17 protein-coding genes and 1 pseudogene are annotated in these 21,526 nt (G+C 66.9%); 11 read left to right on the top strand and 7 right to left on the bottom strand.

Annotated elements, in window-relative coordinates:
- The first annotated feature begins 3 nt into the window (after positions 1 to 3).
- The 9 genes from pcaC (at position 4) to NG701_RS03435 (ending at position 8,090) form a co-directional block, all read left to right on the top strand.
- Positions 4 to 459 (top strand): 4-carboxymuconolactone decarboxylase, encoded by a 456-nt coding sequence (pcaC, locus tag NG701_RS03475; protein ID WP_252564661.1) that lies wholly within the window; start codon positions 4 to 6, stop codon positions 457 to 459.
- A gap of 102 nt (positions 460 to 561) precedes the next feature.
- On the top strand, positions 562 to 1,776 hold the full coding sequence (locus NG701_RS03470) for a thiolase family protein (RefSeq protein WP_252564574.1): 1,215 nt from the start codon (positions 562 to 564) through the stop codon (positions 1,774 to 1,776).
- A 2-nt stretch (positions 1,777 to 1,778) separates the two neighbouring features.
- Positions 1,779 to 2,438, top strand: coding sequence for a 3-oxoacid CoA-transferase subunit A (locus NG701_RS03465; RefSeq protein WP_252564572.1), 660 nt, complete (start codon positions 1,779 to 1,781; stop codon positions 2,436 to 2,438).
- A 2-nt stretch (positions 2,439 to 2,440) separates the two neighbouring features.
- Complete coding sequence (locus NG701_RS03460) at positions 2,441 to 3,133, top strand: 3-oxoacid CoA-transferase subunit B (protein WP_252564570.1); 693 nt, start codon at positions 2,441 to 2,443, stop codon at positions 3,131 to 3,133.
- 117 nt (positions 3,134 to 3,250) lie between these two features.
- Positions 3,251 to 4,063, top strand: a complete 813-nt coding sequence (locus tag NG701_RS03455) for an IclR family transcriptional regulator domain-containing protein (RefSeq protein WP_252564569.1) — start codon at positions 3,251 to 3,253, stop codon at positions 4,061 to 4,063.
- Positions 4,064 to 4,203: 140 nt separating this feature from the next.
- Positions 4,204 to 5,418 carry a Re/Si-specific NAD(P)(+) transhydrogenase subunit alpha gene (locus tag NG701_RS03450; RefSeq protein ID WP_252564567.1) on the top strand — a complete coding sequence of 405 codons (1,215 nt, stop codon included), beginning with the start codon at positions 4,204 to 4,206 and terminating at the stop codon, positions 5,416 to 5,418.
- Positions 5,418 to 5,753, top strand: coding sequence for an NAD(P) transhydrogenase subunit alpha part 2 (locus tag NG701_RS03445; RefSeq protein ID WP_252564565.1), 336 nt, complete (start codon positions 5,418 to 5,420; stop codon positions 5,751 to 5,753). Before NG701_RS03450 ends, NG701_RS03445 begins: the two co-directional genes overlap by 1 nt.
- Positions 5,750 to 7,123 carry an NAD(P)(+) transhydrogenase (Re/Si-specific) subunit beta gene (locus NG701_RS03440; protein WP_252564563.1) on the top strand — a complete coding sequence of 458 codons (1,374 nt, stop codon included), beginning with the start codon at positions 5,750 to 5,752 and terminating at the stop codon, positions 7,121 to 7,123. The genes NG701_RS03445 and NG701_RS03440 overlap by 4 nt, the downstream gene beginning before the upstream one ends.
- A gap of 49 nt (positions 7,124 to 7,172) precedes the next feature.
- Positions 7,173 to 8,090, top strand: a complete 918-nt coding sequence (locus NG701_RS03435; protein ID WP_252564561.1) for a diacylglycerol/lipid kinase family protein — start codon at positions 7,173 to 7,175, stop codon at positions 8,088 to 8,090.
- Positions 8,091 to 8,163: 73 nt separating this feature from the next.
- On the opposite strand, the gene NG701_RS03430 is transcribed toward NG701_RS03435, so the two are convergent.
- Positions 8,164 to 9,003, bottom strand: coding sequence for an ACT domain-containing protein (locus NG701_RS03430; protein WP_252564559.1), 840 nt, complete (start codon positions 9,001 to 9,003; stop codon positions 8,164 to 8,166).
- A 148-nt stretch (positions 9,004 to 9,151) separates the two neighbouring features.
- On the opposite strand from NG701_RS03430, the pseudogene NG701_RS03425 reads away from it, so the two are divergent.
- Positions 9,152 to 10,234, top strand: a pseudogene (locus NG701_RS03425) (FUSC family protein).
- 61 nt (positions 10,235 to 10,295) lie between these two features.
- On the opposite strand, the gene NG701_RS03420 reads toward NG701_RS03425, so the two are convergent.
- The 6 genes from NG701_RS03420 to purB all read right to left on the bottom strand — a co-directional run bounded on the left by NG701_RS03420 (position 10,296) and on the right by purB (position 19,507).
- Positions 10,296 to 10,922, bottom strand: coding sequence for a thymidine kinase (locus NG701_RS03420; RefSeq protein WP_252564557.1), 627 nt, complete (start codon positions 10,920 to 10,922; stop codon positions 10,296 to 10,298).
- A 136-nt stretch (positions 10,923 to 11,058) separates the two neighbouring features.
- Positions 11,059 to 11,493, bottom strand: a complete 435-nt coding sequence (locus tag NG701_RS03415; RefSeq protein ID WP_082575848.1) for an acyl-CoA thioesterase — start codon at positions 11,491 to 11,493, stop codon at positions 11,059 to 11,061.
- A 76-nt stretch (positions 11,494 to 11,569) separates the two neighbouring features.
- Positions 11,570 to 12,073: a GNAT family N-acetyltransferase gene (locus tag NG701_RS03410; protein ID WP_252564554.1), complete on the bottom strand. Its 504-nt coding sequence runs from the start codon at positions 12,071 to 12,073 to the stop codon at positions 11,570 to 11,572.
- Between the two features lie 96 nt (positions 12,074 to 12,169).
- Positions 12,170 to 17,059 carry an NAD-glutamate dehydrogenase gene (locus NG701_RS03405; protein WP_252564552.1) on the bottom strand — a complete coding sequence of 1,630 codons (4,890 nt, stop codon included), beginning with the start codon at positions 17,057 to 17,059 and terminating at the stop codon, positions 12,170 to 12,172.
- 115 nt (positions 17,060 to 17,174) lie between these two features.
- A complete protein-coding gene (locus NG701_RS03400) occupies positions 17,175 to 17,846 on the bottom strand; it encodes a histidine phosphatase family protein (RefSeq protein ID WP_252564551.1) in 672 nt (223 codons plus the stop codon).
- A gap of 218 nt (positions 17,847 to 18,064) precedes the next feature.
- On the bottom strand, positions 18,065 to 19,507 hold the full coding sequence (gene purB, locus NG701_RS03395; protein ID WP_252564549.1) for an adenylosuccinate lyase: 1,443 nt from the start codon (positions 19,505 to 19,507) through the stop codon (positions 18,065 to 18,067).
- A 490-nt stretch (positions 19,508 to 19,997) separates the two neighbouring features.
- Here purB and NG701_RS03390 point away from each other — a divergent pair, with 490 nt between their 5' ends.
- A complete protein-coding gene (locus tag NG701_RS03390; RefSeq protein ID WP_252564547.1) occupies positions 19,998 to 21,515 on the top strand; it encodes a hypothetical protein in 1,518 nt (505 codons plus the stop codon).
- The last annotated feature ends 11 nt before the right edge of the window (positions 21,516 to 21,526 follow it).

Below are 21,526 nucleotides of genomic sequence, written 5' to 3'. Positions count from 1 at the left end.
GCCCTGAACGGGGGAGAACGGCACGGCGTCGTCCAGCCGGATGCCACCAGCCAGGAAATTTACGACGGCGGCATGGTGGTCCGCCGCGAAGTGCTGGGCGCCGCGCATGTGGACCGGGCCAACGCCACCAAGAACGAGTTCACCGAGGATTTCCAGGACATGATCACGCGGATCGCGTGGGGTGGCATCTGGACCCGGCCGGGCATCTCACGGCAGATGCGCTCGGCGGTGACCATCACCGCGATGGTGGCGCACGGGCACTGGGAAGAGCTGGCCATGCACATCCGCGCGGCCATCACCAACGGCCTGAGCAGGGACGAAATCAAGGAAATCCTGCTCCAGACGGCCATCTACTGCGGGGTTCCCTCCGCCAACACGGCCTTCAAGACCGCCCAGCAGGTCTTCGTCGAACTCGACCGCGCCCCCACCCTGGACTCCGCCGCCACCCCACCCAACTAGCGCCCCCACCCAACTAGGTAGCACTAACTGTCGTTATGAGCCCTCAAAACGACACTTACTGCTACCTAGTTGGGACCAACCAAAGAATTCAGAGGAAGATTCATGAACCAGGCCTTTATCTACGACGCGGTCCGGACGCCGTTCGGCAAGTTCGGCTCAGGCCTCGCCGCCGTCCGCCCGGATGACCTTGCCGCGCACGTGATCAGGGAATCCGTGAAGCGGGCCCCCGGGCTGGACACTGAGCGGATTGATGAAGTGGTGTTCGGCAACGCCAACGGCGCCGGTGAGGAGAACCGCAACATCGCCCGGATGGGCACGTTGTTGGCCGGCCTGCCGGTTTCGATTCCGGGCACCAGCGTGAACCGGCTCTGCGGTTCGTCGCTGGACGCGGCGATCATCGCCTCGCGCCAGATCAATGCCGGCGACGCGGAGCTGATGCTGGTAGGCGGCGCCGAATCGATGTCCCGGGCCCCCTGGGTCCTGCCCAAGACGGAGAAGCCCTACCCGGCCGGGGACATGACCCTGGCGTCCACCACTTTGGGCTGGCGCCTGGTGAACAAGGCCATGCCGAAGGAGTGGACCATCTCCCTGGGCGAGGCCACCGAACGGCTCCGCGAGAAGTACGGTGTGACCCGCGAGCAGCAGGACGAGTTCGCCGCGAACTCGCACAACCTCGCCGCCGCCGCCTGGGACGAGGGGTTCTACGACAACCTGGTGGCCCCGGTTCCGGGCACTGACCTGGTCCGCGATGAAGGCATCCGCGCTGGCTCCTCGGCGGAGAAACTCGCCGGGTTGAAGACCGTGTTTCGCACCGAGAATGGCACCGTCACCGCCGGGAACGCGTCCCCGCTGTCCGACGGCGCCTCCGCGGCCTGGATAGGCAGCGAGAACGCCGCCAGGCTGCTGGGGCTGGAACCGCTGGCCCGCATCGCTGGTCGCGGCGCGCACGGCAACGATCCGCAGTTCTTCGGCTACGCCCCCGTGGAGGCCGCGAACAAGGCCCTCGCGAAGGCGGGCATCGGCTGGGACCAGGTGGGCGCCGTCGAACTTAACGAAGCGTTCGCCGCACAGTCCCTGGCCTGCATCAACGCCTGGGGCATCGACCCCACCATCGTGAACCGGCACGGCGGCGCGCTCGCCATGGGCCACCCCCTCGGCGCGTCCGGCACCCGGATCCTGGGCACCCTCGCCCGGAGTCTGCAGGCCTCCGGTGAGCGCTGGGGCGTCGCCGCGATCTGCATCGGCGTGGGCCAGGGCCTCGCCGTTGTCCTCGAAAACGTTACGGCCGGTACCGGCACCAGCACAGGAAAGGCATAACGATGCTGAATTTTGTTGACACCGTAAGTGAGGCCGTGTCCGGCATCAAGGACGGCTCCACCGTGATGATCGGCGGCTTCGGCAACGCCGGCCAGCCGTTCGAACTGATCGACGCGCTGATGGACTGCGGCGCCAAGGAACTGACCGTGGTGAACAACAACGCCGGCCAGGGCGACCAGGGCCTGGCGCTGCTGATCAAGGAGGGCCGGGTGAGGAAGATGATCTGCTCCTTCCCGCGGCAGTCCGATTCCTGGCACTTCGATGCCAAGTTCCACGCCGGCGAGATCGAACTGGAGCTAGTGCCGCAGGGCAACCTGGCCGAGCGGATCCGCGCCGCCGGAGCCGGCATCGGCGGGTTCTTCACGCCCACCGGCTATGGCACCATGCTGGCCGAGGGCAAGGAAACCCGCATCATCGACGGCCGCGGCCAGGTGTTCGAGACGCCCATCCACGCCGACGTGGCGCTGATCAAGGCCCTGAAGGCCGACGGCGTGGGGAACCTTGTGTACCGCAAGACCGCGCGGAACTTCGGCCCCATCATGGCCGCCGCGGCCAAGCACACGGTGGTCCAGGTGTCCGAGATCGTCCCCACCGGCGGGCTTGATCCCGAAAACGTCGTGACTCCCGGTATCTACGTCAACAGCATCGTGAAGGTGGCCTGAAAATGAGCGCACAGACCAACAGCCAGGCCAGCATTCAGACCAGCAACAAGCCCCTGGGCCGCGATCAGCTCGCCGAACTCGTGGCCCGGGACATCGCGCCCGGCTCGTTTGTGAACCTCGGCATCGGCCAGCCCACTCTGGTCTCCAACTATCTCAAGCTGGAACAGAACATCACGCTCCACACGGAGAACGGCATGCTGGGCATGGGTCCCGCGGCTGAGGGCGACGACATCGACGGCGACCTCATTAACGCCGGCAAGATCCCGGTCACGGAACTGCCGGGGGCGTCGTACTTCCACCACGCGGACTCGTTCGCGATCATGCGTGGCGGGCACCTGGACATCTGCGTCCTCGGCGCGTTCCAGGTCTCGGCCACCGGTGACCTTGCCAACTGGCACACCGGCGCCCCCGACGCCATTCCCGCGGTGGGCGGCGCGATGGACCTGGCCACCGGAGCCAAGGACGTGTTTGTGATGATGACGCTCCTGACCCGCGAGGGCGTGTCGAAGATCGTGGAAGCGTGCACGTACCCGCTCACCGGCGTGGGCTGCGTGACGCGCGTGTACACCGACAAGGCCGTCTTCCTCACCGGGCCCGACGGCGTCACTGTCCGTGAGACGTTCGGCTGCACCTTCGAGGAACTCCAGGACCTGGTGCCCGTCCCGCTCAAGCCAGCCGCCGCCGTCGCGCTCTAACCCACCCCCGGCGCGAACGGACACTTAAGCCCCCACCCGCGAACTGGCAGCAGATCCCCTCAAACCCAAGTTTTGAAGGGATTACCTGCCCGTTCGCGCCGAATAGGATTGGTGACCATGACCAACGCACCTGCAGACTCACGGGCCGCCCCGCAGGCGAGTGACCAGTACGTGCAGTCGCTGGCGCGCGGGCTGGCCGTGATCCGCGCCTTTGATACCGACCACCCGGTCATGACCCTCACCGAGGTGGCGGCCCGGACGGACCTGACCAGAGCCACGGCCCGGCGCTTCCTGCACACTCTCGTTGAGCTGGACTACGTACGGACCGACGGCAAGACGTTTGCGCTCACGGCCAAGGTCCTGCAGCTCGGCTACGCCTACCTCAGCGGGCTGTCCCTGCCGCAGCTGGCCCAGCCCCACCTGGAGGAACTGTCCCTCAAGCTGGGCGAATCCACCTCGGCGGCGGTGCTGGACGGCACGGACATCGCCTACATCGCAAGGGTGACCACGCGCCGCATCATGAACGTGGGCATCACCGTGGGCACCCGCTTCCCGGCCTACGCCACGTCCATGGGCAGGGTGCTGCTCGCGGCCCTGCCGTCCGCCGAACTGAAGGACTACCTGGCAGCGGCGGAGATTAAACCGCTGACGCCGCGCGGGCTGGGCACTGTTCCCGAGCTGCTGGTGGTGCTGGGCACCGTCCGCGCCCAGGGCTGGTGCCTGCTGGACCAGGAGCTTGAAATCGGGCTGATGTCCGTTGCCGCTCCCGTGTACGACGGGCCAACCAAAGCGGTGGCCGCGGTTAACGTGTCCCTCCAGGCCCAATCGGTGGCGGCCCAGCCGGACCCGGAAGCGTACCTGGCCGCCGTGGCCCGCGAAATCGTGGCTACCGCGAAGCTCGTCTCGGCGGACCTGACCGCGCGGCGCTAAACGCCCGGTGCTGACCGTGGCAGGCAGTCGCGCGAACGGGCAGCAAATGCCCCCAAAACGCGAATCTGAGGGAATTAGCTGCCAGTTCGCGCAAGGGGTCATAGACTCGAGCCAACTACGTCCGTAAGGGAGTTGGCGGTTTGAAACTGGGCATACCGCGGGAACGTCATGAGGGTGAGCGGCGTGTGGCCGCCACGCCGGAAACGGTCAAGCAGCTGGCGGGGCTTGGCCTGAACGTCCTGATCGAGGCAGGAGCAGGGGCCGCCGCCGGCCACTCAGACCACGATTACGCCGACGCCGGCGCCCGCGTCGTCCAAGACCTGGATCCCGGCGAACTGAACGTCCTGGTCCACGTCCGCCCGCTGGAACCCCCGACGGCGGCAGCCCTAAAGAGGGGCGCCGTCACCGTTGGCCTGGCCTCGCCGTCGTCCGAACTCGCCACCGTGCAGGCGCTCGTCGAGGCCGGCGTCACCGCCTTCGCCCTGGAACTGGTGCCCCGCATCTCGCGCGCCCAGTCCATGGACGCGCTCAGCTCCCAGGCCCTGGTGGCCGGTTACCGCTGCGTGCTGGAAGCCGCCATCCGGCTGCCGCGCTTTTTCCCGCTGTACATGACTGCCGCCGGCACTGTCCCGCCTGCCCGTGTGCTGGTGCTAGGCGCCGGGGTTGCCGGGCTGCAGGCCATCGGCACAGCTAAACGGCTGGGGGCCCGGGTCTCTGCCAACGACATCCGGCCCGCCTCCGCTGACGAGGTCGCGTCGATGGGCGGCACGTTCATCAAACTGGATCTGGAAACGGCGGAGGCTTCGGGTGGCTACGCCCGCGAACTCAGTGCCGACCGCGGCGCCCTCCAGCGTGAACTCCTCGCCCCGCACGTCGCCGTGGCGGATGTCCTGATTACGACGGCGGCCGTCCCGGGCAGGCGCGCACCGCTCCTCGTGAGCCGCCAAATGGTGCAGGGCATGCGCCCCGGCTCCGTCGTCGTCGACCTCGCTGCGGAGTCCGGCGGTAACGTCGAGGGCGCTGTTCCCGGCGAGGACATCCTGGTTCCGACCGCCGACGGGCAGGGCCACGTCACGCTGGTGGGGCTGAAGGACGCACCGTCCGCGATGGCGCAGGATGCGTCCCGCCTGTATGCCAAGAACGTGGCCAACCTGCTCGCCCTGATGGTCCGGGACGGCACCGTTGCCCCCGATTTCGACGACGACGTGATCGCCTGCGCGTGCCTCACGCACGACGGCGCGGTGCGGCACCTGCCCACGGCCGAGGCCCTGGCGGCACTTGTCCCCGCCCTGCCCGACCATGCGCCCCGGGTCCCTATCCAGGACGACAGCATCCAGAACGAGGGGGGAATCTGATGGACGGCATGAGCCTGCTGACGGTCACGGTGCTGGCGGTGTTTGTGGGCTTCGAAGTGGTTTCCAAGGTCTCCAGCACCCTGCATACGCCCCTGATGTCCGGAGCCAACGCCATCCACGGCATCATCCTGGTGGGCGCCATCATCGTGGCTGGCCAGGCCGCGGACCCGTGGATTCTGGCCGTGGCGCTGCTGGCCGTGGTCCTGGCCACCGCAAACCTGGTGGGCGGCTTTGTGGTGACGGACCGGATGCTGCACATGTTCCGTGCCCGCAAGGACGTCGTCCGCCAGGAAGCTCCGGCTAAGGAAGCCAGCGGCAGGGAGGAAGCAAAGTGACCCTCCTCGATCCAGTCTGGACCTCGCTCCTCTACCTCGCCGCGGCAGTGTTCTTTATCTTGGCGCTTCGCGGCCTCAGCTCGCCCCGGACCGCCCGGCGGGGGAACCTGATCGGTGCTTTCGGTGCGCTGCTCGCCGTCGTCACGGTCTTCGTTTCCGCCCGGCTCGACAACATCCCCTGGATCATCGGTGCCATCGCGGTGGGGACCGCCGTGGCCGCGCCGGTGGCCCGGCGGGTGCAGATGACCCAGATGCCGCAGCTCGTGGCCCTCTTCAACGGCGTGGGCGGCGGCGCCGCAGCCCTGGTGGCGCTGCTGGAACTCAGCCACACCGCCGACCCCTGGGTCCGCCTCGCCATCGTGTTCACCCTTCTGGTGGGGGCCGTATCCTTCGCCGGATCCGGGGTCACCTTCGCCAAACTCCAGGAACTCATGACCACCCGGCCCATCGTTTTTCCGGGCCTCCCCTTGGTGATGGCCGCGGTGCTGCTCGCCGCCGTGGGCACCGCCGTCGCTGTCGTCCTGACCGGTTCCCTGGCGCTCGCGGTGCTGCTGATGGTGCTGGGCTTGGCCGCGGGTGCACTGCTGGTGCTGCCGGTGGGCGGCGCGGACGTGCCCATCGTCATCTCGCTGCTGAACGCGTTCACCGGTCTGGCCGTGGCGGCGTCCGGCGTGGTGCTGGGCAACGTGCTGCTGGTGGTGGCCGGCACGCTGGTGGGCGCCTCCGGTACCATCCTCACCCGGGCCATGGCCGCCGCGATGGGCCGCAGCGTGGCCGGCATCCTGTTCGGCGCCTTCAAGGGAGGTTCGACGGCGGGATCCACCGCCGTGAGCGAACGCCCCGTCAGGTCCTCCAGCGCGGAGGACGTGGCGGTGCTCCTGGGCTACGCGCAGCGGGTGATCATCGTGCCCGGCTACGGGCTGGCGGTGGCGCAGGGCCAGCACACCGCAGCCGAGCTGGCCCTGGCCCTCGAAGCCCGCGGCATCGAGGTGGACTTCGCCATCCATCCCGTCGCCGGCCGCATGCCCGGGCACATGAACGTGCTCCTGGCCGAGGCGAACGTGCCGTACGAATCGCTCAAGGAGATGGGCGAGATCAACTCCGAGTTCCGCATGGCCGACGTCGCTTTGGTGGTGGGCGCCAACGACGTGGTGAACCCGGCAGCGAAGACGTCCTCCGGCTCGCCGATCTACGGCATGCCCATCCTGGAAGTGGCCGACGCCCGGCAGGTGATCTTCCTGAAGCGCTCCATGCGGCCAGGATTCGCGGGAATTGAGAACGAGCTCCTGTACGAGCCGCAGACCTCGCTGCTCTTCGGCGATGCCAAGGATTCCCTGGCCAAGGTGCTGGGCGCGGTGAAGGCGCTCTAGCGAAGTACGCTGTCCCCAAGGCCCAATTCCCACGTCAGCGAAGGACACCATGACAGCCAACAGCTCCACTTCCCTCAAGCGCCCGGCCATCATCATCAATCCTGCCAAGCCGGTGGACATCGACGTCCGTGCCCTGGCGGCCAAACACTGCTCGGAGAATGGCTGGGGCGAGCCCATCTGGCTGGAGACCACCAAGGAGGATCCCGGCGTCGGCCAGGCGAAGGAGGCACTCAAGCAAGGGGCCGACGTCGTTATTGCGGCCGGCGGCGACGGCACCGTGCGGTGTGTGGCCGAGGTCCTTTCCGGCGGGGACGTGCCCATGGGATTGCTTCCGTTCGGCACGGGAAACCTCTTCGCCCGGAACCTGGGCATGGATGTCACGGACTTTGACGGCGCCATGGCCGGGGCCCTGGCGGGCACCGAGCGGAAGATCGACGTGGTCCGGGCCGCCCGCAATGATCCGGACAAGGAGCAGGTCTTCCTGGTCATGGCCGGAGTGGGCTACGACGCCACCATCATGGCCGACACCAATGAGGACCTCAAGGACAAGGTGGGCTGGCTGGCCTACGTGGACGCCGGTATCCGGAACCTGCCGGGCAAGCCGGTGAAGGCAACCATCGTCCTCGACGGCAAAACAGTAGTGCACCGCGGGGTCCGCAGCGTGATGGTGGGCAACTGCGGCAAGGTCCAGGGCGGACTGGAGATCTTCCCGGACGCCAAGATGGATGACGGCTTGCTGGACGTGGCCGTGCTGGCACCCAGGGGGAAATTCGGGTGGTTCTCCGTAGTGGCCGGCATGATCGGCAAGGGCCGCGGTAAAGACACGTCCGTGGAGTACTACCAAGGCAAGTCCGTGGAAATCACGCTTGAGCACAATGACGATTACCAGCTCGACGGCGACCACGAAGGCGACGGAAAGCACGTCCTGATGACCATTGAGCCCGGCGCGTTGACCATCCGGATATAACCCAACTAGGTAGCGCTATCTGTCGTTTTGAGGCCCTATAACGACAGATAGCGCTACCTACATTGGCTGGGACCTACATGCGGGGTGCTGGCGCCGGCCGGTGGGCCAGGATTTCGGCGAGCTCGGCGAGCCGGTGCGCGCGGGCTGACTCGGCGGGCGTGAAGGGTTCGCCGGGACGGGCGAAGGTGATGGGTCCGTGCCAGGCGGTGGGGATCTTCAGGCGGGTGCCGGCGTCGTCCGCTTCCAGGGTGGCCTCTGCGGGGGTGAGGATGCGGGCACGAAGCAGCTCGGCGACTGCCAGCGGCAGCTCGTCCGGGGCGTCGGCGATCCTGGCCGCTAGGCTCAGCGCCTTCGTCTGACCGTCCGCCATGGCCAGCGCGGTGGTGGGCCAGACCCGCGAACTTGAGCCGCCGCCGTCGTGCAGTGCCTCCAGCAGGTGCCGTTCACAGAGGTTCCCCGGCGCCGAGAGCACAAACTCGTCCAGCACGCCGCCGGCAACAGGGTGAACGTGGATGCTGAGGATATTGGTGTCCAGGCGGGCCAGCGCCCGGGTGATCTTCTGCAGCGAACCCGGGTGGTCCTGCAGTACTGTGCGCGCCCGCCACAACGCCGGTGCGCTGCCCAGCTTCCTGTGGTGCCGGAGCGCCGGCGCGTGCAGCCAGCCGCGGAGCATCCGGGCGGCGGAGGGCTCCGCCACCCAGATCACCAGCACGGTGGCCGTGAGCGTGAGGACCAGCACCTTGGCAAGATACGGCAGGTGCGTTCCCACCACGAGGGCGTGGACCAGCAGTTCGATCGGGAGCATAACGGCCACGTTGGCCAAGGTCAGGCGGGCCTTGGTGGGTTCCGGCATCAGGCCGCAGACTTCACAGCTCAAATCAGCCGCGGCAGGGTTCCTTGCGGTGGGCTTCATGCCTCAAGGATCACAGGGTGGTGTTTCGGCGGCGTTGCCCTGCCGTTCCGATTGTGGGAACAGGCTGCGGCGTAGGATCGATGGGGACGTCAGCGCGGCAGCCCGCCAGTGATGTACCGGTTGCACTGCAGGAAGGCGCCATCAGCACGTGAAGATCCTCGCTGAGATGTTCAGCATCGCTCCCGCCAACAAGGACCACCACCCGGCCCTCCGGTGCGCCGTGGGCGTGTTTGTCCCGCTCCTGGCGCTGGTGCTGCTTGGCCGGCTGGACCTCGCGATCTTTGCCTCTTTCGGCGCATTCACCGGGATCTACGGCCGTGGCGAGCCGCACGGTTCGCGATTCTTCCTTCAACTCCGCGCCGGCCTGCTGATGCTGTTCGTCATCCTCCTGGCCTCGCTCGCGGCCCGCGCCGGCGGTGCCTGGGGACTGGACGGGGTCAGCACCACCTGGCTCCTGGTCCTGGCCACTACCATGGTGGCCGGCGGGTGTTCCGTGGCAATCTCCTGGCTTCGGCTGCGGCCTGCCGGGTCCCTGTTCCACATCTTCGCCTTCGCGGCCATTGCCTCGATCCCCAACCAGCCGCGTCTTTGGGAAGGCATGCTGGTTGCCGTCCTCACCACCGCCCTCTGCCTGCTGATCGGCTTCTCTTCGCGGCTCCTGCCCAGCCACCGCACACGCTGGGTCTGGCCGCGCCCGCTCCGCCGCACTCCGGATGAGCGGCGGACGGCCTGGCTGGAGGGTCTGGGCTATTTCGTGGCGGCCGGGCTGGCCGGTTCGTTGGCCACCCTGGCCGGCCAAAGGCTGGGTTTTGGCCACAACTACTGGGCCATGGTGGCTGCGGTGGTGCCGCTGGTGGGGCACACCACGGTGCACCGTGTCCGCCGCGGCGTCCAGAGGATCATCGGCACGGTGCTTGGACTCGTGGTGCTGGCCGGGATCCTGCTGCTGAACCTGGAACCGTGGCAGACCGTGCTGGTTATGGCTCTGTGACAGTTCGGTGCGGAGTTGTTCATTGCCCGCCAGTACCTGCTGGCGCAGGTCTTCGTGACGCCGCTGGCCCTGATCTCCACGCTCCTGGTGGCGCCGGCCTCGCCCACCAGCCTGCTGCGGGACCGGATCGTCGAGACGGTGATCGGCGCCGCCGTCGGGATCGCCGTAGTGCTGGCACCCGCGCTCTGGCGGCGGGTGCGGCGGGTGCCGGGTTCGGCGGGTTCGCCGGGCGTGAGCTGAGCCGGATGTAGTCCGGCGCCGGGAGGGTTGCCGGGCGGGGGTGCCGGCGCGGCGCCAGGCCTCAGGAGCCCAGCCGGCCGCCGGACTCTTCGAGGTAGCAGGAACCGCAGAGGGATTCGTACCAGACGTCCTGGCCGTCGATGGCGACCTGGTCGCCGTCGAACACCACGTCGTTGCCAACGCGCCGCGTGTTGAAGATGGCCTTGCGCCCGCACCGGCAAATGGTCTTGAGCTCTTCCAGCGTGTGGGCCACCTCCAGAAGCCGGCGTGATCCCGGGAACGCATGGGTCAGGAAGTCCGTCCTGATGCCGTAGGCCAGTACCGGGACGTTGTCCAGGACGGCGATGCGGAACAGGTCATCCACCTGGTCAGGCGTCAGGAACTGGGCCTCGTCCACCAGAAAGCAGGCCACCGGCTTCTGGTCCACGTGCTCCAGCAGCGCATCCGGGTCATCGCCGGCCGCATGGGCGGCGAAAAGTTCGCGCACGGGGGTGGCGGCCGAGAGCAGGAAGTCCACGGACCGTGTCATGCCCAGCCGGGACACAATGTCCGTATCGCCTTTGGTGTCCACGCCAGGCTTGGCCAGCAGGACGCGCTGTCCGCGCTCCTCGTAGTTGAAGGCGGCCTGCAGGAGCCCGGTGGACTTTCCAGAGTTCATGGCGCCGTAGCGGAAGTAGAGCTTGGCCAAGAGGGTCCTTTCAATGGGTCCGGCTATCGATCCTATGCCGTACGCCCCAGGGATCCATCGCAAACGGCCGGCATCCCGGCTGCCGGCACGCCCGCTCGGGTCTCGCCCGCCCCGCGCGGGGCCCGTTCCGCCGGCGTCAGTCCTGAATGAGGGTTTCCGTCAGGTGATGCGTGGGAATCCGGTCCCGCTCATAGGTGATTTCGGTGTAGCCGTGGGGCTCGGGCTTGCCGGCCGGGCTGAGGTTCACAAAGACGATCTCTTCGATGGTGAGGATGCTTTGGCGCGTAATCATGTTGCGGACTTCGGCGCGCATCGTCAATGACGTTCGTCCGAAGCGCGTCGCCGTCAGGCCCATTTCCACAAGGTCTCCCTGCACTGCGGAGCTCACGAAGTTGATCTCCGAGATGTACTTCGTGACCGCACGGCCGTTGCCAAGCTGGAGGATGGCGTAGATTGCGGCTTCCTCATCGATCCATTTCAGCAGGCTTCCGCCGAAGAGGGTCCCGTTGGCGTTCAGGTCCTCCGGCCGGATCCATTTGCGGGTGCGGAAGGTGATGTCAGTGGATTCCATATGGCGAGGTTAGCGTGCCGCGGCGCAGGTTACGTGGTGGCAGTTGTTGTGTAACGGGCCGCCGCCAGGAATTGGCTCAGGCCATGGCAGTGTGGGCGGCGCTGTGCGAGTCAATCGACTTGGCGTAGCAGTACGAGTGCTCCACGCCCACGTAAGCGCCAAAGTTGGGGACGGAATCGAAGCCGGAGTTCTCGTAGAAGTTCCGGCCGTCCGGCTGCGCCGAGCCTGCTTCGGCCTTAATGCGTGTGATGCCCTGCTTGTGCGCCTCCGCTTCGAGGGAAGCCAGGATGGAGCTGGCCACGCCAGAGCCGCGCGTATACGGGAGCACGTAGAGCCGCTTGATTTCGGCCGTGGCGCTGTCCAGGAGCCTGAGTCCGCCGCAGCCCACGGGCTGTCCCGAGCCTTTGTCGTACGCCACCAGGAACACGGCACAGTCAGCGCCCGACGGCGGGATCCCCGGTTCGTGGTCAGGGGTACCGAAGCGGGCGTCCAGTTCCGCCTGCTGGGCCCTGCGCAGATCGGCGCCCACGGGGTTGGCCCAGGTGACCTGCCTGATGTTGAGCCGTGGGTTGGTCTGCATGAGTGCCTCGTTTCGCTGAAGGGTGATGCAGATCAAGCCTACGAAGCCGCGGTTACCGTGGTGTTTCCTTGGCGTAAGCGTCCGGAGAACTAGGGGCTACCGGCGGACCAGGGTTCGCAGCAGCTTCAGGGCGACGGAGATCGAAGCGATGTCCACGTCCCCTGGTTTGGTCACTTCAGCAAACGTGTCCTTAATCCGGGCCAGCTGCTCCTGGTACCCGCGTTCCCAGGCCACGATACGTTCCACGGCATCGACTCCTGCAGCTTGTTGCGGAGTGGACTTCATGACGGACGTGGTCATGTCGGCGGCGGCCGAATAGGCATCGTCGCGCAGCGCCGCCCGGGCAAGGGCTTCCCAGCGGTTCGCCCTGGGGAGGTCCGTTATGCGAAGCAACAACCTGACCACGCCAATCCGCTCGAAGATTGCGAAATGCACGTCGATGATCGCGGTGACGGGCTCCCGGACTTGTTCCGAGATGAGCGAGATGTCCAGGAGAGCGAAGCTTTCCAGCAGATCAGACGCCCGCTTGCCGAGCTCCGCGGGCAGACCGACGCTGTCCCAGTGCGCCAGGCGGTCCTCCACAAGGTCAAGATCGGCCCCGCGCAAGTAGTGCGAGGTCTTGGTTCGCAGGATGTCGAGAGTCGGCTTGATGCGGGCCAAGGCTTCGGAGATCGGCTGGTCCCTGTGGTCATGGGTCACATACCAGCGGGTGGCGCGGTCCAAAAGCCTGCGCATGTGCAGGGCCACCCCGGCGCTTTCCTTGCTGGGGAATTCCGGGGGAAGTGCGGCGAGGGCCGCGACTATCGAATCCAGATCGTAAGCCTCCCGCAGGACCACGAAGGCCCTGGCAACGGCGGCGGCGCTGGCCGTGGTTTCCTCGATGGCGCGGAACGCGAAAGTAATTCCGCCGATATTGACGATGTCGTTGGCCATGACGGTTCCCACGATCTCACGGCACAGCGGATGCCTGTCCAGTTCGGCGCCGAAGCGTTCCACGATCTGGCGGGGGAAATAGCTGCGCAGGGCCTGGTGGAACCAGGGGTCGTCGGCGAGGTCGCTGGCGTTCAGTTCCCGGGCCAGTTCGATCTTGGCGTAGGCGGCCAGCACGGACAGTTCGGGGGAGGTCAGTCCTTCCCCGTGCTCCAGGCGGGCGTGCAGGGCCGCCGTGCTCGGCAACCCTTCGAGGTTCCGGTCCAGGTCGGCCGTGGTTTCCAGCCAGTCCATGGTCCGCTCGAACCCGGGGCTCCAGTTCAGCACGAGCTGCCGCTCGGCCACGAGGAGCGCGTTTTGCTCGGTGTTGTCCTTCAGGACGAGCCTGGCCACCTCATCGGCGAGCGAATGCAGGAACCCGGTCCGCTCCTCCCGGCGCATCAGTCCTGCCGCGATCATCGCATCGACGAAGATCTTGATGTTGACCTCGTGGTCGGAACAGTCGACGCCGGCCGAGTTGTCGATCGCGTCGGTGTTCAGGAGGACTCCGTGCAGCGCGGCTTCGATCCGGCCCCGCTGGGTGACGCCAAGGTTACCGCCTTCGGCGATGACCCGGGCCCGCAGTTCGTGTCCATTGATGCGGATGGCGTCGTTGGCCTTGTCTCCCACCTCGGCCTGGGTTTCGCTGGAGGCCTTGATGTACGTGCCGATGCCGCCGTTGTAGATCAGATCCACGGGGGCGCGCAGGATGGCCTGGAGGAGTTCCTGCGGCGCCATGCTGCTCCGGCCCCTTTCGAGGCCCAGCGCGACCCGGACCGGATCGCTGATCGGTACGGTCTTTGCGGACCGGGGGTAGACGCCGCCGCCCGCGCTGATGGCCCGGGCGTCATACTCGGCCCAGGAGGACCGGGGCAGCCCGAAAAGCCGCCGGCGTTCTGCATAAGAGGTGTCCGGATCGGGGTTTGGGTCCAGGAAGATGTGCCGGTGGTCGAAGGCCGCCACCAGCACGATATGGCGGGAGAGCAGCATCCCGTTGCCGAAGACGTCGCCGCTCATGTCGCCGATGCCCGCGACCGTGAAATTCTCCTGCTGCGTGTCCAGGCCCAGCTCGCTGAAGTGCTGCTTCACCGACGCCCACACGCCGCGGGCCGTGATGCCCATTTCCTTGTGGTCGTAGCCTACGGACCCGCCGGAGGCGAAGGCGTCGTCGAGCCAGAAGCCGTACGCGTGGGCCACCTCGTTGGCGGTGTCCGAAAAAGCAGCCGTCCCCTTGTCTGCGGCCACCACCAGGTAGTAATCGTCGCCGTCGTGCCGGACCACATTCTTGGGGGCCACCACTGTGCCGCCGTTTCCGGAACCAAGGAGGTTGTCCGTGAGATCGAGCATTCCCCTGATGAAGATCCTGTAGCTCTCCTGCCCCTCGGCCATCCATGCGGCCCGGTCAATCGCAGGATCCGGAAGCCGTTTGGCATAGAAGCCGCCCTTGGCCCCGGTGGGCACAATGACCGAGTTCTTGACGTTCTGGGCCTTGACCAGCCCCAGGACTTCGGTGCGGAAGTCCTCGCTGCGGTTCGACCAGCGCAGGCCGCCGCGGGCCAGCATGCCGAAGCGCAGGTGAACCCCTTCCACTCGCGGCGAGTACACCCAGATTTCGAACTTGGGCCTCGGAAACGGTGCGTTGGGGATGGCGGCCGGGCTGAGCTTGAAGCTCACATGGGGCCTGTCCAGGAAGTAGTTGGTTCTGAGTGTGGCCTCGATCAGGTTCATGAACGTGCGGAGCAGCCGGTCGGCGTCGAGGCTGGGGATTTCCTCGATCGCGGACATCAGTTCCTTCCTGGCGGCGGCCGTGTCGTGGAGGCGCCGGGTCCAGTCAATGCCGGGAACGAATTTGGCGTGAAACAGCGCAAGCAGTGCGTGCGTGGCCCGTGTGTTGGACAGCAGGGTGTCCGCCATGAAGCCATAGGAATTCAGGGTGCCCAGCTGCTGCAGGTATTTGGCGTAGCTGCGGAGGACCACGGCCTGGCGCCAGCTGACCGCCTCCCTGATCACCAAGGCATCGAAGCCGTCCGACTCGATGTCTCCGCGCATGGCCGCGCAGAACGAATCCGCCAGCAGCATGCTGGTTTCCAGGGGATCGATGCCGGGCGGGTACTTCAGCCCGAGGTCGTAGAGGAAGAGATCCTGGCCGCTGGCGCGCCGAAGCTCAAAAGGACGCTGGTCCAGCACCTCAAGCCCCAGGTTGTGGAGGAATGGCAGGAATCGGGTGAGGCTCTGGGCGCTGGTCAGGTAGAGGCGCATCCGCGCGTCCTCTGCCGGCGGCCGCGTGGCTTCCGGCCGGACATAGACAGTCAACAGAGGGTTGTCCAGCGCCCGCCCGCCCGTCCCGTCAAGGTCGAATTCCTCGAAGGCGGCGATGTCGCGGACCGCGTCCTCGGCGTCGTGGTCCGCACGGTAGCCGGGCGGAAACGAGCCCTGCCACAGTGTCGAGAGTCGCGCCGCCTCCTCTGCGGTGAATCGGTCACGGAGGGACTCGTCCAGGCCCTCCGTCCACGAGCGGCTTGCCGCCACTACACGCCGCTCCAGCTCCAGGGGGTCGACGTCGGGTGCTGGCGTCCCGGGGCCCAGCAGGATCCGGAAGAACACCCGGGCCATGGGGGAGTCGCCCAGCCGGACCTCGAACTCGATGGACGGGGATTTGAAGGCGTGCCTGAGTTCCTGCTCGATCCTGAGCCGGACCGCAGTGTTGTAGCGGCGCCGGGGAAGGAAAACCAGGGCGGACATGAAGCGGCCGATGCTGTCCGGCCGCAGGAAAAGCCGCGTTTGGCGGCGCTGCTGCAGGCGCAGGATCTCCGTGGCCAGCTGGGCCAGATCGTGCTCTTCCATATGGAACAGCTCGTCGAGTGGAAACGACTCCAGCACCGCCAGCAGTTCCTTGCCCTGGTGCGAGGCAGTCTTGAAACCAAGGTGTTCCTGCACGGCCAGGACCTTGTCCCGGACCACCGGAATGCGGCGTACGGACTGGCCGGTGGCGCCCGGGGCGAGCAGGCCCACAAAGCGCCGCTCTCCGGCCACGGCTCCGCCATCGTCGAGGATCCGAAGACGGATCTCGTCCAGGTAGGCGGGCCGGGGGACGGAGGAACGCAGATCCGAGGTAGCGAGCGTGAGTGCCCGCGGGCTGTGGAGGCTTGCCTCCCCGGGCCCCTCTGTGTGAGGTGCGCCGGAGGCCGGACCGGTCCCGCCTTCCGGACGGTCCTCCCGGAGCAGCCCCAGCCCTGCGCCCGCCCGCACGCGCAGGGCATCCCGGCCGCCCGCCGTCGTGCGCTCATATTCGCTGTAGCCGAGGAACACGAAGTTGCCGTTGTCCAGCCAGAGCAGCAGTTCCCGGAGCTGATCCGGGGCCGGGACCGTGGCGCTGGGGAATCCGTCAACGGAGCCGACGGCGGCCGTCACCTGGGCATGGATGGCTGGGAGGTCTTCGGCGACTGCCTGCACATCGGCGAGCACCCCGCGGAGGTTCGCGATGACTTCCTCGGCGCCCGAGTCCCCAGTCAGCCTGCCGATTTCCACGGCCACCCAGGTCTCCGTGGTCCGCTCCTGGTCCCCACCCAGCTCGTCCGGGCGGACGTCCGGGATTTCCGCGTGGCCCGCGTTCGCCGCTGTCAGCCCAGCCCGCGAAGGCCCATGCGCGACGTCCAGCAACGCATGCGTTTCAGGGTCCCGCCGCACCCGGAATGTCGGGTGGACGAGCAGCCGGATCGACGCGCTCTCCCTGGTCAGCTCGGCTGTCACCGAGTGAACCAGATGGGGCATGTCATTGGCGACCACCATCACGATGCTCGCATCGGTTTCGTTCAGGACCCCGACGACGGACTGTCCGGGAGCGCGGATGCCCGCTAATGCCGCGTGGTACCGAGCCCGCCGGCCCAGGGTCTCCGGACTGTAGTCCAGGAGGTCCTCCGCCGCGACGTGCTCGTAGTAGTCCGCGAAGAAGGAATCGTTGGCCTCGAACGGACCGGCAGCCCCTCCCTGGGCAGCCGGTGCGGTTTCGCGTGACATTCCACTGCGCCTCCACGGCAAGGGCTGGCACCACTGGCCGTGGTCCCCTGGGGAAGCCTCATGCCTGACTTCATCATGGACGCCCCGCTACATGGCGTCCAGTGTTTCCCAGCGGCTACGCGGCGCCGCCCGTGGGGTCCGCGGCGGTCGGATCCGCGAGAGCCAGGCCGCCCACCGGGCTCCCGTCCCAGTGGATCAGCTTCCAACCGGCGCCGGGGTCCCCTTCCAGGGCCACGATGCCCGTGTTGGACAGGACGTGGCGGGCCGCGAACTCATGGTCGGCGCCGGCGGCGCGGAGCCCGGTCCAGATGCGGATGGCAGCGCCGTGACTCACCACGGCCGCGACGGCGGAGCCACCATTGCTGGCCGTGCGCTCGGCAACCCGGTTGATGGCGGCGTCGTACCGTTCGAAAAACTCGTGGCCGTCCGGGCCGGCAGGCATCCTGCGGTCCAGGTCACCGGCTGCCCACGCGAACACTGTCCCCATGTAGCGCATGTGCGACTCGTGGTCGGTCAGTTTCTCCAGTGCCCCTGCTTCGATCTCGTGCAGCCCATCCAGGACTTCAACCTCAAGCCCGTGGAGCCGGGACAGCGGGGCGGCCGTGATCTGGGTCCGCAGAAGTGTGGATGCGTACACGGCGCCTATCTGCTCGTTGGCCAGGGATTGTGCCATGGCCTCGGCCTGGCGTTCTCCCAGCTCGGTTAGCCCCGGCCCCGGGTGGGCGGTGTCCAGCTGGCCGAGTACGTTGCCGGGGGTCTGTCCGTGGCGGATGAGGAGCAGCTTCATGACTCCAGTTTCGCATCCGGCGGCGAGATCCGGCGTCTGCCTGCCGGTCCGACGTCGAGCGTTCCTGCCCAGTTCGTTCCGCCCGAAAGCGGCAGGACACCGCGTGTCGCCCGGAAACGACCGATCCTGATCGAGCAACTGGGCGGGAACAAACAAGCGCCGGGCCCCCTCAGGAGCCCGGCGCCGCCGGCGTACTTCTTGTGCCCGTGCGGACTTGTTTACTTGAGGTGGTCCACCAGCTGGTCCGCGATGCCGGTGTACTTGCCCGGTGTGAGGGCGAGCAGCCGCGCCTCGGCCTCGGGGGAGAGGCCCAGGCTCTGAACGAATTCCTGCATGCGGGCGGCATCCACACGCTGGCCGCGGGTGAGGTCCTTGAGCCGCTCGTACGGGTTTTCCATGCCTTCGACGCCGGCAATCGCCTCGGCGCGCATGACCATCTGGATGGCCTCGCCCAGGACTTCCCAGTTGGTGTCCAGGTCCCCGGCGAGCACGTCTTCGGCAACATCGAGGCGGTCAAGGCCCTTGGCCACGTTGGAGATCGCCAGGAGGGAGTGGCCGAATGCCACACCGATGTTGCGCTGGCTGGAGGAGTCAGTGAGGTCGCGCTGCCAGCGGGAGGTCACCAGGGTGGAGCCCAGCACGTCCAGGAGTCCGGAGGAGATCTCCAGGTTCGCCTCGGCGTTCTCGAACCGGATGGGGTTGACCTTGTGCGGCATGGTGGAGGATCCGGTGGCGCCGGCCACGGGGATCTGGGCGAAGTAGCCGATGGAGATGTAGCTCCACATGTCCGTGCAGACGTTGTGCAGGATCCGGTTGAACCGGGCGACGTCGGCGTAGAGCTCGGCCTGCCAGTCGTGGCTTTCGATCTGGGTGGTCAGCGGGTTCCAGGTCAGGCCCAGGCCCTCGACGAAGGACTTGGCCACGTGCTGCCAGTCAGCGCCGGGAACGGAAGCGACGTGGGCTGCATAGGTGCCGGTGGCGCCGTTGATCTTGCCCAGGTATTCGGTCTTCGCGATCCGGTCCAGCTGCCGAGTCAGGCGGTGCGCGATGACGGCCAGTTCCTTGCCCAAGGTGGTGGGCGTGGCGGGCTGGCCGTGCGTGCGGGACAGCATGGGGACCGCGCGGTTGTCCTCAGCCATCTTGCTGATCTGGGTTACGAGCGCACGTGCGGCGGGCAGCCACACGTCCTCCACAGCGCCCTTGACGCCCAGGGCGTAGGAGAGGTTATTGATGTCCTCGGACGTGCAGCCGAAGTGGACCATGGCGGTCAGGTTCTCGATGCCGAAGGCGGGCAGGCGGCGGCCGATGTAGTACTCCACGGCCTTCACGTCATGGACGGTGACGGCTTCGATTTCGGCGAGCTCGGACACCGAGGCCGAGTTGAATTCGGTGACGATCGCGCGGAGCTTTTCCTGCTGTTCCGCGGTGAGCTGACCTGCGCCGGGAAGGACATTGTTGCTTGTCAGGTGGATGAGCCACTCTACTTCCACGGCCACGCGGTCACGGTTCAGGGCTGCTTCGGACAAGTAGTCAACGAGGGGCGCGACGGCGGACTGGTAACGGCCGTCCAACGGACCCAGGGCGATCTGGTCCGGTGACGCGGCGAGGGCCAGGCGTCCGGAGGGCGTGCGGGTATCAGCTGTGGCGGCAGTTTCAGGCATGTGCTGATTCTTTCATGAACTCTTCAGTGCCGCTTAGCGGTCCGTCTGATGTGAACAGCGGCGTGACTTGTCCACATAGCCGACGGCGGTGCTTCCGCCGTGTGGGCGGCGTTCCGTAGCGTCGGGGTTCAGGAGTTGGCCTTGGCGGACGAGAAGTTCGGGCGGGTATCCGGGAGGGGGGAACGGGCATGGGCAGTGACGTGACGGCAGCCGACATGGCGGCATGCATGTCCCGAGGTTATGAGGTTCAGCAGTTGGCGGCCCGGGTTGACCTTTGCTTGGGGAGGGTGGAAAAGGTTCTCGGCGGCTTTCGCGAGATCCAGCTTTTGGACTGGCAGTCACCTGCCGGGAGGGCGTACAGGAACTCGGTGGCTCTGCAGGAGGTGGCTCTAGGGAGGGCGAGGGTACGGCTCGAGGACGCGCTGGCTTCGGTGAAACGCCACGCGCAGGCGGTGGGAACGTCCGCCGGCAACCCGGCGGGGCGGTACTGATGGCCGAGGTGACGCCCTCCGGCAGCGGCGGCCCTATCCAGCTGACAGGGCCTGCCGTGGACGGGGGCATGGAAATCAGGGGCGGAATTGGCGGCATCGCATTCCAGTTCGAGGAACTCATGGGCGGGGCGGAGAAGCTCGACGCCGCTGCGGGGGAGCTGGCTGCCGTGGAAGTGGAGGTTCGCCACATCTGGGAAGACCTGTGCCCGTACCAGGATGCAGCGCGTCCCACCGGAACGGCGGCCCTGATTGGCGTCGGAGAGGCGCAGTGGAGCGTCCAGGCCGTCCGTGCGGAGCTGCAGGGAATCAGCAGCCAGGTGCGGGACTGCAAAAGGGACTACGAAACGGCGGAAGCGTGGGCGGGATTCTCGCGCGGAATTGGCGGCGGACTGACGAGCCCCGAAACCCTTGGCAGGCAGGCGGTAGACCTCGGCTTGGGTCCGGTTCCCAACAGGGAAGTCACGGAACTCGCCGTGGGACCTATTGCCATAGCTGCCTTGCTGGCAGTCTCCCCGGAGCGCTTTTGGGTAGCGCTCGCGGCAGACCTGGCGGCGGGCAGGCATATTGCGGCGGCCGTACCTTTGCTCGCCGGTGTGTCCGGGCGTTCAAACCGAATCCTTCAGCCGCGTTCGGTCACGTTGGAAAAGAAGGAAACGCTGCCCATTGAATTCGACGGTTCTCCGGCTGCGTTGTTGGAACGGGCACGGATCATCGATGAACGCGGTGAAGGCTACATCGAAGTCGTCGAAGTGGATAACGGGGGACAGAAGGCCTACGTGGTGGTCATTCCAGGAACGCAGGCCGGACGTGAAATTGGCGGCGTGAATCCCTTCGACGAAGCCGGCATCGTTGAAGGGCTGGGCCACAACTCCGCAGAAGTCAACGCAGCGGTGTTGCGTGCCTTGCAGGCTGCCGGCGCGGAAAAGGGGGCACCCGTAGTGGCCGTGGGTTACAGCCAAGGTGGAATCCATGCAATGAACCTTGCGGCCGACGATCTATTCCTTAACGAGTACGACATGAAATATGTCCTCACCGCAGGGTCTCCCGTGGGTGGCATTGTTCCGGACGCCGACGTCACTGCTCTTCACCTGGAGCACAGGCAGGATTGGGTGCCCGGCACTGACGGTACACCGAACCCGGACGCCCGAAACCGGGTTACGGTGACCCTCAACAGCCCAGTAACCACGCCCGAAGGTGGCGAATTCGGTATTGGGCCGGGCCACAATCTCAACAACTACCAGGGAGCCGCGCGGCTCGTCGCAGCAAGCGACGATCCCTCTCTGATGGCGTCAACCGCGGTTCTTGCCGGCGTCCTGGGGGCAGGCGGCACAGCAACGGCCACCCGCTTCGCGCTGTCCCGTTCGAAGCCTCCCGAGACCGCGATGGCCCCTGGGGCGGTGCCAACGCCCATGGCGCAGGCGCCACCTCAGCCGCCGCAACCCTCAGCGCAACCGTCCTCACCCCAGCCGGTGCGACGTGATAGTCCGGGGCCGTCGCCGCAGCCGACACAGCGCTAAATGATGCTGCT

The sequence above is a fragment of the Pseudarthrobacter cellobiosi genome, assembly GCF_023913815.1.
Classification (GTDB): Bacteria; Actinomycetota; Actinomycetes; order Actinomycetales; family Micrococcaceae; genus Arthrobacter; species Arthrobacter cellobiosi.
The sequence above is the reverse complement of the archived record's forward strand: the minus strand, read 5'-3'. Positions and strand labels throughout refer to the sequence as shown.